The following is a 15,893-nucleotide window of genomic DNA, read 5'->3' on the forward strand; positions in this document are numbered from 1 at the left end:
CCGCGGCGCAGAAACCAGCGGAAGAAACCCTTCCCCTACCCTCACACCCTTCCCCGCGAAACCTCCCGGGGAAACGTCAACAACACGCGGAAACCCCCGCCGCGCACCCTTCCCCTACTTCTCGCGCCGAAGCGTCGACGCGCCGCCGCAGCTCTCAGTCGGTCTCCGAGCGCGCGGCGAGCACGGCCTCGTAGACGTCGCGGCGCGAGACGCCGGTTCCCTCGGTGACCTGCGCGCAGGCCTCTTTGAGTCGTAGCCCTTCGGCGACGAGTTGTTCGGCCTGCTCGACGAGGTCGTCGACGGCGGGAGTTCGACGCTCCCCCGGCGCCAACACGACGGTGATCTCGCCCCGCACGCCCGCGGCGGCCCACTGCGCGAGCTCCGCGAGCGAACCGCGGCGGATCTCCTCGTAGGTTTTGGTCAGCTCCCGGCAGACTGCGGCATCGCGGTCAGGTCCGAGAACTTCGACGGCGTCGGCGAGGGTGTCGGCGAGGCGATGCGGCGAATCGAAGAACACCACGGTGCGCGGTTCGTCGACGAGCTGGGTCAGCCAGTCGAACCGCGCCTGATGCTTGCGGGGCGCGAAGCCTTCGAAGCAGAACCGATCCGACGGCAGGCCCGACACGGCGAGCGCGGTCGTGACCGCCGACGGTCCGGGTAACGCAGTGACCCGGAGCCCGGCCGCGGCACAGGCGGCAACGATCTTGTGTCCGGGGTCGCTGACCGACGGCATCCCCGCATCGGTGACCAACAGCACGGTGCGGCCCTCGCGGATGGCGTCGAGAAGAGCGGGGGTGCGTGCGGCCTCGACCTGGTCGTAGTAGCTGACGACGTTCCCGGTGATCGTGACGCCGAGCGATTGGGCCAGCGCGCGGGTGCGTCGAGTGTCCTCGGCGGCGACGATGTCGGCGCTCGCCAGTGCCTGCCGAAGCCGCGAGGACGCATCGTCGACCTGTCCCATCGGGGTCGCGGCGAGCACGAGTCGACCGGTGCCCGGCTCGGTGTCGGACGGCTCCGGAGCGGCATTCATGCGAGTCACTGTACGAGCGGCACATTACGATGGGCCGGGTGACCATCGTCGACGGACCCATCGCTGCGCCCGCCGCCGATCCGTCGCCACCTCCAAGACGCCTGCTCAAGGTGGCCGCACTGCGGTCGACGCGGGTGCGTCCGGACCCCGAGATCGAGCTGCCGCTCTTCGGCGCACCCGATCGCGCGCGGGGGCTGATCGTCGGTCTGATCATCACGCTGGTGGCGATCGGCACCCGCTTCTGGGGCCTGAACCACCCGACCGACCAGGGCACACCGGTCTTCGACGAGAAGCATTACGTGCCGCAGGGCTGGCAGGTGCTCACCGGCGGCAACTGGATCGAGGACAACCCGGCATACGGCCTCGTCGTACATCCGCCCGTCGGGAAGTGGCTGCTGGCCGTCGGTGAGTGGATGTTCGGATACTCCCCGCTCGGCTGGCGGGTCATGTCCGCGATCGCAGGCGTCGCGATCGTGGTGATGATCTATCGCGTCGTGCGTCGGATGGCGCGCTCGACACTCGTCGGAGCGATCGCCGGGGTGTTCGCGATCTGCGACGGTGTGCTGTTCGTGCAGTCACGCATGGGCATGCTCGACATCTTCCAGTGCCTGTTCGTCGTCGCCGCATTCACCGCGATCATCGCCGACCGCGACCAGGTTCGTGAACGAATGTTCAACGTCTACCTCGACGGACGCATCAACGACTCCGCGTTCGGTCCCCGCCTGGGCTTCCGCTGGTACCGCTTCACCGCGGGCGTGATGCTCGGTCTGACCTGCGCGACGAAGTGGTCGGGGATCTACTACATCATCTTCTTCGGCCTGCTGGTGATCGGATTCGACGTCGCCGCGCGCAAGGCGTACCACGTTCGACGCCCCTGGGCCGGCACGCTAGTCCGCGACGCCGTGCCGGGAGTGGCCAGCCTCGCCGTCATGCCGATCGCCATCTACTTCGCGAGTTTCGTCCCGTGGTTCACCAGCGAGACATCGGTGTATCGATATCAGGTCGGCAACACAATCGGCACCGGCGGTCCGTTCGCCTGGGTTCCGGGTGCGTGGCGATCGCTCTGGTATTACGAGGCGGGCGTGCTCAAGTTCCACGCGGGGCTGACGAACTCGGCAGGAAACCACCACCCGTGGGAGTCGAAGCCGTGGACGTGGCCGATGAGCCTGCGTCCCATGCTCTACGCCCTCGAAAACGGACCCGATCAGTGCGGTGGCGGCCAATGCGTCCGTGCACAGATGCTGATCGGATCACCGGCGATGTGGTGGCTGGCAATTCCGATGCTGTTGTGGGGTCTGTGGGCCTGGCTGATCCGACGCGACTGGCGCTACGCGGCGGTCGTCGTCGGGTACGCGGCAGGGTTTGTGCCGTGGTTCGCCGAACTCGACCGACAGATGTACTTCTTCTACGCGACTGTCCTCGCGCCGTTCCTCGTGATGGGTCTGGCACTGTGTTGCGGCGATATCCTGCGCGCGACCCGATCGTCGCCCGAGAGACCCAGACCGGAGCGGCAGGTGCTCGGCATCATCGTCGTGGCGATCTACATCGGGCTGGTCGTCGCGAACTTCGCCTGGCTGTGGCCCATCCTCACCGCGAGCCCCATTTCGCCCGAGCAGTGGCATCAGCAGATCTGGCTGCCGAGCTGGGGTTGAGCTCACCAGCAGAGCGGCGTCGGCGAGTATCGGCAGCGGGTCCGCTCAACCGGCGTCGTCGTCGCCGACGGACCGTCGAACGAGGTTGACGATCGTCGCGTCGTCGATCCCCATGGCGCGCAACGCAGCGACGTGCTCGACGGTGGCGCGCTGCGCGTCGTCGAGTGTGGTGTTCGAGCCCGCCCGGATGAACGAACCGCGACGTCCCCTGGTCTCGATGATCCCCGCGGCCTCCAGTTCGCGATAGCTGCGGGCAACGGTGTTCGGAGCGAGGTCGAGGTCCGCAGCCAACGCGCGCACCGTCGGAAGTCGTTCTCCGACAAGCAATTCACCGCGCGACACGAGGTCGATGACGCCCACGCGGATCTGTTCGAATGGCGCGCGATCGGCGGCGGGGTCGATGCGGAGTCTCGCAGCGAGTTCCATCGTCGACCTCAGAGCGCATCCCGCGACAGCGGGCACGACATACACCGCGGACCGCCGCGGCCCGAACCGAGTTCACGACCCTCGATCTCGATCACCTCGATACCCGAATCGACGAGTCGACGGTTGGTCTCGACGTTGCGGTTATAGGAGACCACCACGCCCGGTTCGACGGCGAGAGTGTTGTTGCCGTCGTCCCACTGCTCGCGTTCTGCGGTGACCGGGTCGAGTCCCGTGTCGATGACGCGGAGTTTGCCGATGCCCATGGCCTCTGCTGCCGCGTCGACAAACGGTCGTGGGCCACTCACGTCGACGTCTCCGTCGCCGAGATCGCGCAACGTGAACGCCGACATGCTGTCGCGGATGTTCGGGTACATCACCACGGCATCGGCGTCGACCATGGTGCAGACGGTGTCGAGGTGCATGAAGGCACGCTGCTGCTCGATCGGCACGGCGAGCGCGGTGTGCGCCAGTCCGTCGGCGAACAGGCTGCGCGCCAGGGCTTCTGCGCCTGAAGGTGTCGTGCGCTCACCGACGCCGACGGCGACCACACCGGGTGCGAGCAGCAGCACGTCGCCGCCCTCGACCGGCGCGACCTGCGATTCGTATGCGCGCCGCGCACCCGTGAAGAGCGGGTGGTGTGCGTAGATGAGGTCGGTCAGCGAGGTCTCGCGCACCCGAGCGGGCAACGCGAGCGAGGTGATCGCGAACCGGGGCCCGATCCAGAACGAACTGTCGCGGGTGAAAAGCAGATTCGGCAGCGGCGCGATCGCGAACTCCGGACCCACATGCATTCGACGTACCAGCGACGACGACTCGGCGGCCGGAGTCAACGGGAGTTCGTCGAATGTCATACCCGCGGTCAGCACATCGGCGAGTTCGGGCGCCGACAGTCCCCGCAGGTACCCGGCCAGTTCTTCGGCAAGATGCGGTCCGAGCAGTCGGGAGTTGACCGCAGCCGCGATGCCCTGGATGCGCGCTGCCCCGCTGTGGTCGAGAGTCTCGGTGAGGAGGTCGCCGAGGAGGAAGACGTCGACGCCGCGCGCGGTGAGTGCAGCGGCGAACTCGTCGTGCTCCTCCTGAGCGCGGGCGACCCAGGGCAATCCGTCGAACAGCAGTTGGTCGCTGTTGCGTGGGGTGAGGCGGAGCAGTTCGTCGCCGGGGCGGTGCAGCATCACCGCACGTAGTCGGCCGACCTCGGTGTTCGAACCGAGGGTGTAATCACCGCTGGCAGTCGACGCAGGCATGTATCAAATCTAGTCGCCGAGTACCGAGCACGCTCGGCACCGCGCCTCAGGGAGCGTCGGGGTCGATGTCGTCCGCGGGACGCAGACGCGCACTCGCGCCGACCACGTCTGGTGCGGTCTCACGCGCGAACAGCCAGACCACGAACGCGACGGCCGCCACCGCTCCCGTCAACACGAATGCCGGACCGAATCCGACGCTCCCCGCGACGAAGCCGACGACGATCGGACCGGTCACAGCACCGAGATCCGACGACATGCTGTAGGCCGCGAGCGCCGAGCCACCCTGGCGCCGCGCGCCGAGGACGTCGGCGAGGGCGGCCTGATGTGTCGGGGCGAACAGGCCCGACCCCACACCGGCGAACAACGACAGCACCAACGCGACGATGATGTTGGGCGAGAACCCGAGCAGCGCCGTCGAGATCGCCATGATCGCAAGGCCGGGCAGCATGACGGGTCGACGACCGAGTCGGTCGGACAACCTGCCCGCGATCAGGATAGCCGCGACGTTTCCCGCCGCGTAGACAGCGAGTACGACGCCGGTCATCGAGGCCGATTCGTCGAGCCCCTCGGTGATGAACAGCGGGACCACAGCGACACGCACGCCCATCGACGCCCAGCCCTGCGTGAAATTCGACGCAATGATCGCGCGGTAGGCGCTGTCGTGCAATGCGGTTCGCAACGACATGGCGCCCTGCTGCGGAACGTCGGAAGCCTCGGGTTGTGCGGTGTCGCGCAATTGCGTGGCGACGACGGCCGAGGCGATCAGCAGCGCTATCGCGTACACCACGAACGGCATGCGCAGTCCGAACCCGACCAGCGCGCTGCCGATCAGTGGCCCGGTGATGTTGCCGATCAGAAAGCCCGCGGAGAAGAAGCCGGATACTCGGCCACGAATCTCGTTGGGCGACAGCCTGATCAGGAGCGCCATGGCCGAGACCGTGAACATCGTCGACCCGATACCGCCCGCACCACGGAACAGCAGGAGCTGAACATAGTTCTGCGCGAACGCACATGCCAGAGTGCTGGCCGCGACGATCAGCAGCCCTGTCAGGTAGATGCGGCGCTCGCCGAGGACCGTGACCAGGCGGCCCGTGGCAGGCGCGAAGATCAGCCGCATCACCGCGAACGCCGACACCACAGCCGAGACCGCCGTGTATCCGACGTCGAAGCTGCGAGCAAAGGACGGGAGCGCGGGCGCGATGAGACCGAACCCGAGCGCGATGACCACGTTCGCAGCCAGCAGCACCCAGATTCCGCGAGGAATCTGCTTCACTCGATCACGGCTCCTCCGGCAGCTTGTCGAGCGCTTCGGCGGTCAGTGCGCGACCGAGCTCGATCATCTCCGTCGCCTTGTGGAAGTCCAATGTGCGCACGGCTTTCCGTGGCACGCGAATCAGGATGTCGGGCGGATAGCCTGCGATCTGATAGCGCGTCAATGCGATCGACATGATGTCGAGGGACCGCAGCAGGATCTCGATCCTGCCCATGGGCGCCGCCCTGGCACCGGAGTCGTCGTCCACCTCAACTGCCCCCGACTGCGTCTCGCCGTCGGGCGCCCCGCCTGCCTCGCCCTGGTCGTCGAGTCCTGTGCCGTCGGCCTCGGTACCGAAGCGTTCGCGTACTGACCGCACCCAGTCGTTCTCGAGCAGCGGGGTGATGTTGCGGCGGATCACACCTTTCGTCTTGGGCGCGCGGCTCGCGCCGTGTTCGGCTCCGTCGTCGGCGTCGAGCACCACGCCGATCGTCACGTCACTGCTGACCGCTGAGGTCGGGGCCACGGGAAGCGGATCGAGGATACCGCCGTCGGCGAGTAGTCGGCCGTCGACCTCGTGTGGCCGGATCACCCCGGGGATCGCGATCGATGCCCGGATCGCGTCGACAAGACTGCCCTTCTGGAACCACACGGGCCGTCCGGCCGCGAGATCGGTGGCGACCGCGGTGAACGGGACCTCGAGATCGTCGATCATCGTGTCGCCGAGAATCTCCCGGACCCGAGCCAGGATGCGCTCGGCGCCGATCATGCCGCCCGGTTTGGACAGGGAGACGTCGAGCAACCGCATCACGTCGAGTTGGGATAGTCCACTGATCCAGTCGACGTAGTCGTCGAGATGACCGGCGCAGTAGAGTCCGCCGACCAGTGCCCCCATCGACGACCCGGCGACGCTGACAATCTCGTACCCGCGGGCGTCGAGCTCGTTCATGACCCCGATGTGCGCGTAACCGCGAGCTCCCCCACTGCCCAGAGCGAGCGCCACGCGAGACGGTCTTGCCATGATCTTCAGCCTAACGATGAGGTCCGACGCCGCATGCGTCAGTCGATCGGAAGCCGACGCGGCCCCGCGCCCTGCCGATTGAGTTCGTCACCAGGGTTGAGCAGATGGCATGCTCCCAGCGAGAGACAGCCGCAGCCCACACACGAGCCGATCATGTCGCGCATGGTCTCGAGTAGGTCGATCCGGTGATTGATGTCGGCGATCCACCGCTGCGACGCGGCCTCCCACATCGCACGTGATGGTGACTCGTGATCGCCGAGTTCGTCGAACACCTCGCCGATCACCGCGAGCGGGATCCCCGCGGCCTGCGAGGCACGGATGAACGCCACCCGCCGAAGCATCGCGCGGTGATAACGCCGCTGGTTGCCGGAGGTACGTCGAGAGAAGATGAGCCCCTGGTCCTCGTAGAACCGCACGGCCGACGGTGCGATACCCGCGCGCTGAGCCAGTTCTCCGACGGACAGTTCGATCTTCTTGAGGCCCATACAACGAGGATAGGCGACTTCAAGTTCACTTGAAGTCGCCTATCCGCGAGTCAGCTCGTTACCGAGCCCCGATATCGGGCTCTCGATCAGCTGCCGATCACATCAGTTCCGAACGACCATCACCGGGGCGTTGGCCTCACGCAGCACCTTCTGGCTGGTCGAGCCGAGCAACAGGCCCTTGAACCCGCCGCGGCCGCGACTACCCACGACGATCAGCGACGCCTTGTCGTCCGCGGCGTCGAGCACGGCCTTGGCAGGATCCTCTGGGATCACCTTCCGGTCGATCGTGACGTCCGGGTAGTCCGAGGCGAAGCCCGCGAGGCGCTCGGCGAGGGCCTCGACCGCATCCTGCGACATCCTGGTGACCTCGTCGGGGTCGATGCCGTAGCCATGCAGAGCGTCGACGTCGAGCGGGGTCCAGGTGTGCACGGCGACGAGCGGGACGTTGCGCAGCGACGCCTGCCGGAACGCCTCCTTGATTGCGGCGTCGCTCACCGGCGAGTCGTCGATACCCACAACGACCGGACCATCCGCACTGCCCTCGCCGTCGATCACCACGACACGCCCGTGGTGGTGCGCTGCGACGGTGATACTCACAGAGCCGAGGAACAGCCCACGGACACTGCCGAGCTTGCGCGTACCGACGACGATCATCGATGCGTCCTTGCCGAGTTCGAGCAGCACGCGGGCAGCGTCACCGTCGACGATCGAGGTGTGCACCGTGACATCGGGGGCGGTCTCTTTCGCTGCGGCGGCCGCGCTCTGCACCGCGTCTGTGGCGTCTTGGCGGATCGCGTCGATGACATCCTGCGGGATGATCAGTCCTGGCGCGTAGTCACTCGTGCTTGCGTCGTACACCCCGACCAACTTGAGGTCGAGATGTTCGAGCTCGGCTTCCTTTGCCGCCCAACGGACCGCTGCCGTTGCCGCCTCGGAACCGTCGACGCCGACGAGAATCGCGTTCATCTGTACTCCAACTCCTCACACAGTCTGCTCAGTTACCCTCACCTTCCATCGTGCCCGTCGACAGTTGCGAGGGCAATGGAAGAAGGTCCCAACCGTGTCGACCGCTGCCCGGCGATGACCGGCGGATGTACGGTGGATGAACCGCCGCCCGCATCGCGAACAGCCGCGACCTTCTCTCCAACCGATTGGTGGTGACCCGATAGTGACTGGGCCACAAGACAATTCGCCCGGCGATCAACCTGCCGGCAGTGACAGCGAGTCGACTGGCAGCCCGACGCCCTCCGAGCCGAGTGACTTTCGCCGCGCAGTGACCTCTGTGGTCGTCACCGTGTTCTTCGCGGTCGCCATCGTGCTGGTCGCGGCAGCGTCGTCGGGCGGACTCCGGACTCTGCTGCTCATCCTCGCTCCGATCGTGGTGCTGATCGCAGGACTCGCGACAGCGGTTCGGACGTACCGGGTCTGGCGCGCCGGAGGCCGCTGGCAGATCTGGCAGGGCGCGATGTGGTTCGAACTCGCCTTCTTCATCATCGTGCTGTTCAGCACCGCCCCACTGCTGATGAACTGACGGGCTGACGAACTGAGGTACCGAGGGACTGAGGGACTGGGGTACTGAGGGACTGGGGCCACTCTCACCGCGCCGTCGGACATGAATCATTCAGCGCGAGCAGGACTTTCCCGTTTTCCCGGCAGCTACAGCCGCCATCACGATCACCGCTGCTACAAGCACTCCTGCCCCGCCACGTGGTGTGGTGGCGGGGTGTGGGGTGGTCCGTGGCTCGATGGGGCAGGTCGGGTCTGTCAGGCGGCGTCGGGTAGGGGCGGGTCGACGCTGCCGGGTGGTTCGCTGCCGGGTGGTTCACCGCCAGGAGGTGGGTCGGGGTCGAGGTCGAGTGGTCGGGGCGGGTTCCAGGTGATGTCGACGCGCCGGTCACCCGCGTGCTCGGGCGTGGTGTCGAGCAGCGCGGTCAGGAGTCGGTGATCGACGACGCTGATCGATAGCGCAGCACCTGTACCCGCAGCATCTGCACCTGTGCCTGTATCGACTACCGCACCAGCGCCCGCAGCATCTGTAGCTGTGTCTGTTCGTGTGTGTCGGCGGCGGTGGTCGGAGAGGTGGGTGATGGTGCCGGCCGCGGCGGTAGACGCCTGGGCGCGTGTGGTGGCGAGGTGGTCGCGGAAGTCGGTGGCGACGTCCGCGGCGCGGTTGATGTGTTCAGGATTGGGTGGCATACCGGGAGCGGTGTTCAACCGCCACGCCACCCGTCCGGTGTCGGGGCCGTCGGTGATGATGCGGGTCGTGTACTGGCCGGGCTTGGGTCCGACCCGGTTGTTGTGCACATCGCAGGCGGGGGCCAGTTGGTCGATGTCGGTGCGCCCACCCTGGGCCCAGTCCTTGGCGGCGTGGTGCATCGCCACCCGGCTGGCTGGTTGGGTACAACCGGGTGCTGAACACATGCGACCACCCGCCGACGCGAACGACGCCAACCGTTGTCCCTGCGAGGCGAGTCGTTTTGACCGCCCCAAATACAAGGGCACGCTGGTGTGCTCGGCGAACACCGCCAGGAACGGGTGCACCCCGCTCGCCGAGTGCGCGGCCATCGCGATCAGATCCGGGATCGGTAACAGGGTCCCGGATGCGGTCTGCGCGATCCCGGCGTGTGCCTGCAGTTCGGCCAGGGTGGTGGTGGCGATGACCTGGATCGGCAGGCCACGGTGTGTGCGGCCGAGTACACCGGCATCAACCACCTGCGACAGCAACGCCGATACGGCGTCGTGATTGCGTTGGGCTTGTGAGCGTTGATCACGTGCGGCTGCCTCGGCGACCTGTTCGGCGTCAGCCTCGCCCACCGGCCCGGCCGGTGAGGTGTCGTCGTCGGGGTTGTTCATGCCGGGTGCCGCCCACGCATCCAGCACCACATCCAGGCGGGCGCGGGTCGCCGGGTCGAGATCAGCGGTCAGCCGGGACATCAGATCCGCACCTTGGCGGTTCACCCACAACCGGCGACGCCGCCTGCGGTCGGTGTCGTCGGTGACCGTGCCATCGGGATCGAGATGTGCCATCAACCGGGTACCGAGAGTGGTGATTTCTTTCGGCGTGAACTGCACCCCATAGTCAGCCATCTGCGCTTCCGCAGCGGCCCGCACATCGGCCGGGATCTGATGAGGGATCTGGCCCAACACCTCCAACACCGCCCGGGCGCGGGCCGGCGCTATCAGCCCATCAACCCAATACCGTGCCAACGTCGGGCAGCGTGGTTGCTCTTTCTCACCGACGATCGACGTGAACGAACCCGTCGCCGCGATGAGTTGATGTCGTGCCGCCGGGTCCCCGACACCCAACCGGTGGGCCAGGAAGTCCCGCACATCGCGGTAGCCGAGCGCGCGTGGCAGAGTGCGATCCGATGCCTCCACCACCAGCCGATCGGTGACCGCTGCCGCGGTGCGCCGCGCCAACCGCTCAGCCACCTGCGCCGCCTCCACCACACCCGTATCCGACAGCTGCGACACATCACAGCCGGCCAACTCATCGACCACCTCAGCAAGACGAGTCAACGCATCCGCCACCCGCGCATCAGCAGACCCCGCCACCGCACAACCCAACCCGGCAGCATCCAACAACTCGCCAGCCAACAACGAAGGCGCGCAATCACTCTCAGAAACACCTGGGCGGCTGTCCGCATCGCCATGACCGATACTCATGCGTCGTCACCCCCATGACTTCTCGCTGCTGAGCGTCGGATCGGCCGCTCGAATATGTGTTCTACACTACCCGACTAATCGGACACTGTCCATCAATCCGGGGACACTGCCTCAAGAAGGCTCACACAGATGTCACACCCTCCAGTTATCCTGTCCGCCAGCACTATCCGCGAAAACTACCCCGCCCCGCGTACTTACGACGGAAGCGTTCGACCCGCCCTTCGGTGTCGACGACGCGGGCGGTGCCGGTCCACAGTGGGTGCGACGCACTCGTGATGTCGACGACGATCAACGGATAGTGTTGACCGTCAGTCCATTCCACGGTCTGCGACGACGTCGCGGTCGATCGCGTCAGGAACTGAGTGCCCGTCGCAGCGTCGCAGAAGACCACCGGATGGTAGTCGGGATGGATGCCTGGTTTCATGAATGATCCCCCTTCTCGGAATCGGAGTGACGGTCGTCGGGCGCGTTGCCCTCGGCCTCGAGTCGGTCGGTGATCGACAACAACCCGGGGTCGGGCGCGACGGTGTCGGCGCATGGCTCCTCGTGCCATGTCCCGAACGGGTCTGCATAGTTACGCCACGCATCGGGCCCCGCCGACATCTCGGCGTCGGTGAGCGTGGCAGCCTTCAGCGTCTGCACGATCTCGGTAGTGTCCGCGCGGTGCGCGAGAATCGTCATCGCACTGTGTCGGTCGCCGAAGCGCTCGTCCCACCTCACAGCCGCATGGGCGAGGCGCTCCGGGTCAACCTCGGCTCGCTCGTCGGCCGACATCGCCGCGAGCCAGCGCCCCGCCTCCTCGACATGGAGTGCGCCCCCGGCAGACTCCAGCCAGAACACGTCGTCGGATCGGGTTGCCAGCCACAGGCGACCGCGTGAGCAGATGACGCCTTCGAGCAGGTGATCGAGAGCGTCATGCAGCCGTGCGGGGTGGAACGGGCGGTCGCTCTCGAACAGCGCGAGCGTCACGCCACATTCGGTGGTCAGCGGTGGAGCGCCGCTTAGCAACGGATCATGCGGTCCGTAGATCGCGCCTCGACGTGCCGTCGGGCCGATCGCTCGCAGCAGCTGCATCACGATGCCCGGCCTGATCGGCCGCTGGGGCAACTCCATCACTATCGGTGCCGATGGTGCGAGGCGACGCAGCACCTCCATCAGTCGCGCCGATGTCCACGCGTCGCGAAACGTCGGATCGGCACCCGCGAGCACCAACGCGTCGGCGAACGCGACCTGTCCGACCGCGACCTGGGCGAGAGTGCGTTCATCCTCGACGTCGGCGACACCAGCCTCATCGAGCGTGACGTCACCGCTCGCAGCACCGAGCCAGTCCATCTCCGAGACGCACGCGATCGTCGCGTCGACGACCACGTCATCGCCTGCCGGGGCGTCGAGAAAGCCCGGCATGTCGGAGCAGACGACATGCTCGATCGCCCAGCACAGGGCCTCCGGCTCGATGAGCGGATCGAGCTGCAGCACAATGCGTTCGACCGTCGTCCGTTGGTGCAGACGGCGCAGCAGCGGCAGTAGATCGATGCGCAGCGTGCACGACACACAACCGTGCTCGAGCGAGATCTCCCGGATATCGCAACGCTCGACGCCGTCGAAGTCGATCGAGCGCGTCGTGCGCATCACCCGCCCACTGGGCAGCGATGAGAGGTCATGGTGGACCAGCGTGGTGCCTGCCATCGCGAGCGCGTCGGCGGTGCGCGCCACCGCCTCCCTGTCGAGTCCGGTGACCAGCGTCATCGGCGTACGCGGCCTCGACGGCACCGGTCCGCCGCGTCGACCACCAGTTGAATCGGCCTGCACAACCATCTCCTCTTCGACCAGATTATTGGCAACGATTTCCATTTACTCTCTCGCCACGATAGCGTGGAATACCGCACTAATGCCAATCGTTCTCAACAAGGAGGTTGTGTCGTGGCCGCACGATGTCAGGTCACCGGGAGAGCACCGGGATTCGGCAAACAGGTGTCGCACTCACACCGAAGGACCTCACGCCGCTGGAACCCCAACATTCAGCGACGCCGCTACTACCTGCCCAGCGAACGCCGTTTCGTGACGCTCGACGTGAGCGCCAAGGGCATCAAGACCATCGACCACAAGGGCATCGATGCCGTGGTCGCACAGATTCGCGCACGAGGAGAGAAAGTCTGATGGCTCGCAACGAGATCCGCCCCATAGTCAAACTCCGGTCGACGGCCGGAACCGGGTACACCTATGTCACCCGCAAGAACCGCCGCAATGATCCCGACCGCATGGTGATCCGCAAGTACGATCCGATCGCCAAGCGACACACCGAGTTCCGTGAGGATCGCTGATGGCGAAGAAGTCCAAGATCATCCGCAACGAGCAGCGTCGTGAGACCGTTGCCCGCTTCGCCGAACGACGCTCCGCGCTGAAGCGCACGATCGTCGACCCCGCTGCGACGCCCGAGCAGCGCGCGCAGGCCCAGCGCGATCTGCAGGCACTCCCCCGCAATGCCAGCCCGACGCGCGTCCGCAACCGTGACGTCGTCGACGGGCGACCGCGAGGCTACGTCGGTAAGGCAGGCGTATCGCGGGTCCGGTTCCGTGAACTCGCCCACCGCGGCGAACTACCGGGCATCCACAAGTCGAGTTGGTGAGTACCGTCGAGGGTGTACGACGCTCACACGGCGTCGTCGCCCCCGATGGTGACACCTCCGCGATTCACCACCACAAGGTTCACCGAACAACCGTTCACTACAGAGGATTCGAGCAGATGGCGAAGCGAACTCCGCGCCGTCCCCGGCCTGGTGCCGACACCAAGCCGAAGCAGACGCGCAACCAACTCAACGCGCTCGGCGTGACCGAGGTCGACTACAAGGACGTCAACCTGCTGCGTAAGTTCTTGTCCGACCGCGGCAAGATCCGGAGTCGACGCGTCACCGGTCTGACCCCGCAGCAACAGCGCCAGGTGGCCACCGCCATCCGCAACGCGCGTGAGATGGCATTGCTGCCGTTCATTTCTCGACGCTGACCACCGAAAACGGTCCACGGACAACCGTCTCGCCCGTTTTCAGTCATTTTTCCCGACACGTCCGGGCGTGACCTGCGACTTTGTCGCCGAGCGCTCGTCGAGATGACTGAAATCGGGCGAGCGAGTCCGACCAACTCACGAACCCCGCTGCATGTCGAGGCTGATCTCCTCGGCATCGAGCTGCCCGAGCGCGCGACTCAACGCAGATGAGCTGTAGGCGCCCTGACTGCGCAATCTCAGCAGTCTCGTGCGTTGGGCCGCGATGATCTCGCGACGCATCCTGCGGATCTGGACCCGCTCCTCGAAGCTCAGCCCGTACGGGGTACTGGCGCCCCCGGGGACCACTCCGGCCGCCGCGGCCCCGGACCCTCCGGGCGCGTCGTCGGGATCGGTCACCGCGTCGGCCTCGGCGTCCTCGTCCGCCTCACGACTGGCCTGCTCGAGGCGAGGACGTAACCACGGAATCTGCCTGACCGTGTCGGACTCGCTCATCACCTGCTGCGCCGTGGCGTCGAGTTCGGCACGGAGTCGGCGTCGCTCGGCGAGTACCTCCTCGGAGTTGTTGCTGATGCGGAGTGTTCGGATCAACCACGGCAACGTGCCCCCCTGGATGAGCAACGACGCCGCAGCGACGACGAACGCCACCAGCACCAGCAACGGCCGACCGGGAGTGTCGAGCGGCAACGTCTGAGCTGCCGCGACCGTGACGACACCTCGCATGCCGGCCCACACGATGATCGTCGACTCCTTCGGCCCGAGCGGCGCCTCGGCGTAGTAGTCGATGTCGGCGAGCGTGCGGGTGATCCGCGAATTGATCCGTGCGGCGGTGTCGGTGGAGACCGGCGGCATGTCTCCGTTGGCGAGTCGCGCGGCATCCCGCGGGCGCCGACGTCGAAAGGCCCTCCGCCACCAGCGACGAACGCGATGGTCCTCACCACGTTCCACCTCGTCGCTGGGTGTGACGGTGAAATCGGCCAGCATGGGACGTATCCGGTCACCGCGGCGTCGCTTGCGGTCGAGCCACCACGCCAGTGGGACCACGTACAGCGCACGCACCACCAACACGACGCCGAGCACCGACAATCCGATCCACACCGCGTTGGGCACGCCCTCGTGGTCGTTGTGCACGTCCGACATGAGAGTGAAGAGCTCGAGGCCCATCAGCAGGAAGACTGCGCCCTCGGCGATCAATTCGACGACACGCCAGTTCTGCATGTCGGAGATCCGGTGCTGTGGAGTCAGGAACCGCACAGCCCCCGCGCCGGTGATCAGTCCCGCCGTCACGGCGGCCACGAGCCCTGATGCGCCGATCGCCTCTGCGGGAACGTAGGCGATGTAGGGAACCGTGAACGAGATGACCGTGTTCGCGGTCGCGTCACGCATCCGCGACCGCACCCACAGGTTCGCCACACCGACAGCCGCACCGATTGCCACGGCGCCGGCGACCGCCCACACGAAGTTCAGCGCGACGCCCCAGAACGAGATCGTCGTGGCGGTCGCCGCGATCGCCGCACGCAGCAGCACCAGCGCAGATGCGTCGTTGAGCATGCTCTCGCCCTCGAGGACCGCGACGACCCGCGGCGGCACGCCCATGCGTTTGGCGATCGACGTCGCCACGGCATCGGTGGGACTCACGATTGCGCCGAGCGCTACGCCGGTGGCCAGCGTGACCCCGGGGATGACCAGCGTGATGAACCACCCGACGATCAGCGCGGAGATGATCACCAACACCACCGACAGGGTGCTGATCGCGGTGAAGTCACGACGGAAGTCCATCGTCGGCATACCGATCGCCGCCGAGTACAGCAGTGGCGGCAGCACGCCGACGAGGATCCATTCCGGGTCGACGTGGAACGCCGGGACGAACGGCATGATGCCGATGACTGCTCCGACGAACACCAGCACCAGCGGCGCCGGAACGCGGATACGCGGAGCGAGGTCTGTGACGAGCGCGATGAACAGGACTGCTGCGACGACGATCAGCAGTTTCTCCATGGCAGCTCTCGCCTCCTCTCGCACCCGCCGCCACAGTCCCATCCGGGATTGTGCCATTGAGTATTGACAACATATTCGTGCCGCTTTACCGTCGAAAGCCTACGACGTGTTCCGGCCCACAC

17 protein-coding genes are annotated in these 15,893 nt (G+C 66.4%); 6 read left to right on the forward strand and 11 right to left on the reverse strand.

Annotation, left to right across the window (positions count from 1 at the left end; genetic code table 11):
- Positions 1-154: 154 nt before the first annotated feature.
- Positions 155-1,030 (reverse strand): 16S rRNA (cytidine(1402)-2'-O)-methyltransferase, encoded by an 876-nt coding sequence (gene rsmI, locus GOACH_RS21125; RefSeq protein ID WP_040519395.1) that lies wholly within the window; start codon positions 1,028-1,030, stop codon positions 155-157.
- Positions 1,031-1,059: 29 nt separating this feature from the next.
- Between rsmI and GOACH_RS21130 the strand changes: the two genes are divergently transcribed.
- Positions 1,060-2,682 (forward strand): dolichyl-phosphate-mannose--protein mannosyltransferase, encoded by a 1,623-nt coding sequence (locus GOACH_RS21130; RefSeq protein ID WP_005179626.1) that lies wholly within the window; start codon positions 1,060-1,062, stop codon positions 2,680-2,682.
- 45 nt (positions 2,683-2,727) lie between these two features.
- Here the strand turns inward: GOACH_RS21130 and GOACH_RS21135 are convergent, their stop codons facing one another.
- The 6 genes from GOACH_RS21135 to GOACH_RS21160 form a co-directional block, all read right to left on the reverse strand.
- The gene (locus GOACH_RS21135; RefSeq protein WP_005179628.1) at positions 2,728-3,108 is read right to left on the reverse strand and encodes a GntR family transcriptional regulator; all 381 of its coding nucleotides are present in this window, start codon (positions 3,106-3,108) and stop codon (positions 2,728-2,730) included.
- A gap of 8 nt (positions 3,109-3,116) precedes the next feature.
- Positions 3,117-4,352 (reverse strand): arginine deiminase, encoded by a 1,236-nt coding sequence (locus GOACH_RS21140; RefSeq protein WP_005179630.1) that lies wholly within the window; start codon positions 4,350-4,352, stop codon positions 3,117-3,119.
- Positions 4,353-4,398: 46 nt separating this feature from the next.
- The gene (locus tag GOACH_RS21145) at positions 4,399-5,625 is read right to left on the reverse strand and encodes an MFS transporter (protein ID WP_005179633.1); all 1,227 of its coding nucleotides are present in this window, start codon (positions 5,623-5,625) and stop codon (positions 4,399-4,401) included.
- A 4-nt stretch (positions 5,626-5,629) separates the two neighbouring features.
- Positions 5,630-6,625 carry a patatin-like phospholipase family protein gene (locus GOACH_RS21150; protein WP_005179634.1) on the reverse strand — a complete coding sequence of 332 codons (996 nt, stop codon included), beginning with the start codon at positions 6,623-6,625 and terminating at the stop codon, positions 5,630-5,632.
- Between the two features lie 38 nt (positions 6,626-6,663).
- Positions 6,664-7,110, reverse strand: coding sequence for a redox-sensitive transcriptional activator SoxR (gene soxR, locus GOACH_RS21155; protein ID WP_005179638.1), 447 nt, complete (start codon positions 7,108-7,110; stop codon positions 6,664-6,666).
- A 102-nt stretch (positions 7,111-7,212) separates the two neighbouring features.
- Positions 7,213-8,076, reverse strand: coding sequence for a universal stress protein (locus GOACH_RS21160; RefSeq protein WP_005179640.1), 864 nt, complete (start codon positions 8,074-8,076; stop codon positions 7,213-7,215).
- Between the two features lie 307 nt (positions 8,077-8,383).
- On the opposite strand from GOACH_RS21160, the gene GOACH_RS21165 reads away from it, so the two are divergent.
- Complete coding sequence (locus tag GOACH_RS21165) at positions 8,384-8,641, forward strand: hypothetical protein (protein ID WP_245551985.1); 258 nt, start codon at positions 8,384-8,386, stop codon at positions 8,639-8,641.
- 233 nt (positions 8,642-8,874) lie between these two features.
- Here GOACH_RS21165 and GOACH_RS21170 read toward each other — a convergent pair whose 3' ends face one another.
- The 3 genes from GOACH_RS21170 to mrf all read right to left on the reverse strand — a co-directional run bounded on the left by GOACH_RS21170 (position 8,875) and on the right by mrf (position 12,522).
- Positions 8,875-10,665: an HNH endonuclease signature motif containing protein gene (locus tag GOACH_RS21170; RefSeq protein WP_005179646.1), complete on the reverse strand. Its 1,791-nt coding sequence runs from the start codon at positions 10,663-10,665 to the stop codon at positions 8,875-8,877.
- A gap of 274 nt (positions 10,666-10,939) precedes the next feature.
- A complete protein-coding gene (locus tag GOACH_RS21175; RefSeq protein WP_005179648.1) occupies positions 10,940-11,200 on the reverse strand; it encodes a type B 50S ribosomal protein L31 in 261 nt (86 codons plus the stop codon).
- Positions 11,197-12,522, reverse strand: a complete 1,326-nt coding sequence (gene mrf / locus GOACH_RS21180) for a ribosome hibernation factor-recruiting GTPase MRF (RefSeq protein WP_005179650.1) — start codon at positions 12,520-12,522, stop codon at positions 11,197-11,199. The genes GOACH_RS21175 and mrf overlap by 4 nt, the downstream gene beginning before the upstream one ends.
- Before the next feature lie 174 nt (positions 12,523-12,696).
- On the opposite strand from mrf, the gene rpmB reads away from it, so the two are divergent.
- The 4 genes from rpmB to rpsR all read left to right on the forward strand — a co-directional run bounded on the left by rpmB (position 12,697) and on the right by rpsR (position 13,776).
- On the forward strand, positions 12,697-12,933 hold the full coding sequence (gene rpmB / locus GOACH_RS21185; protein ID WP_005179656.1) for a 50S ribosomal protein L28: 237 nt from the start codon (positions 12,697-12,699) through the stop codon (positions 12,931-12,933).
- Positions 12,933-13,097, forward strand: a complete 165-nt coding sequence (gene rpmG / locus GOACH_RS21190) for a 50S ribosomal protein L33 (RefSeq protein WP_005179659.1) — start codon at positions 12,933-12,935, stop codon at positions 13,095-13,097. The genes rpmB and rpmG overlap by 1 nt, the downstream gene beginning before the upstream one ends.
- Entirely contained in the window at positions 13,097-13,402 is a 306-nt protein-coding gene (gene rpsN / locus GOACH_RS21195; RefSeq protein ID WP_005179662.1) for a 30S ribosomal protein S14, read from the forward strand. Before rpmG ends, rpsN begins: the two co-directional genes overlap by 1 nt.
- A gap of 116 nt (positions 13,403-13,518) precedes the next feature.
- Entirely contained in the window at positions 13,519-13,776 is a 258-nt protein-coding gene (gene rpsR / locus GOACH_RS21200; RefSeq protein ID WP_005179663.1) for a 30S ribosomal protein S18, read from the forward strand.
- Positions 13,777-13,911: 135 nt separating this feature from the next.
- On the opposite strand, the gene GOACH_RS21205 is transcribed toward rpsR, so the two are convergent.
- Positions 13,912-15,771: a cation:proton antiporter gene (locus GOACH_RS21205; RefSeq protein WP_005179666.1), complete on the reverse strand. Its 1,860-nt coding sequence runs from the start codon at positions 15,769-15,771 to the stop codon at positions 13,912-13,914.
- Positions 15,772-15,893: the final 122 nt, after the last annotated feature.

It is taken from the genome of Gordonia aichiensis NBRC 108223 (assembly GCF_000332975.1).
Taxonomy (GTDB): domain Bacteria; phylum Actinomycetota; class Actinomycetes; order Mycobacteriales; family Mycobacteriaceae; genus Gordonia; species Gordonia aichiensis.

Coding starts and splice junctions, on each gene's coding strand:
- GOACH_RS21140 (WP_005179630.1), bottom strand. CDS start 4,352: ATGCCTGCGTCGACTGCCAGCGGTGATTACACCCTCGGTTCGAACACC.
- GOACH_RS21205 (WP_005179666.1), bottom strand. CDS start 15,771: ATGGAGAAACTGCTGATCGTCGTCGCAGCAGTCCTGTTCATCGCGCTC.
- GOACH_RS21150 (WP_005179634.1), bottom strand. CDS start 6,625: ATGGCAAGACCGTCTCGCGTGGCGCTCGCTCTGGGCAGTGGGGGAGCT.
- GOACH_RS21130 (WP_005179626.1), top strand. CDS start 1,060: ATGGGCCGGGTGACCATCGTCGACGGACCCATCGCTGCGCCCGCCGCC.
- GOACH_RS21160 (WP_005179640.1), bottom strand. CDS start 8,076: ATGAACGCGATTCTCGTCGGCGTCGACGGTTCCGAGGCGGCAACGGCA.
- GOACH_RS21175 (WP_005179648.1), bottom strand. CDS start 11,200: ATGAAACCAGGCATCCATCCCGACTACCATCCGGTGGTCTTCTGCGAC.
- rpsN (WP_005179662.1), top strand. CDS start 13,097: ATGGCGAAGAAGTCCAAGATCATCCGCAACGAGCAGCGTCGTGAGACC.
- rpsR (WP_005179663.1), top strand. CDS start 13,519: ATGGCGAAGCGAACTCCGCGCCGTCCCCGGCCTGGTGCCGACACCAAG.
- mrf (WP_005179650.1), bottom strand. CDS start 12,522: ATGACGCTGGTCACCGGACTCGACAGGGAGGCGGTGGCGCGCACCGCC.
- rsmI (WP_040519395.1), bottom strand. CDS start 1,030: ATGAATGCCGCTCCGGAGCCGTCCGACACCGAGCCGGGCACCGGTCGA.
- soxR (WP_005179638.1), bottom strand. CDS start 7,110: ATGGGCCTCAAGAAGATCGAACTGTCCGTCGGAGAACTGGCTCAGCGC.
- rpmG (WP_005179659.1), top strand. CDS start 12,933: ATGGCTCGCAACGAGATCCGCCCCATAGTCAAACTCCGGTCGACGGCC.
- GOACH_RS21135 (WP_005179628.1), bottom strand. CDS start 3,108: ATGGAACTCGCTGCGAGACTCCGCATCGACCCCGCCGCCGATCGCGCG.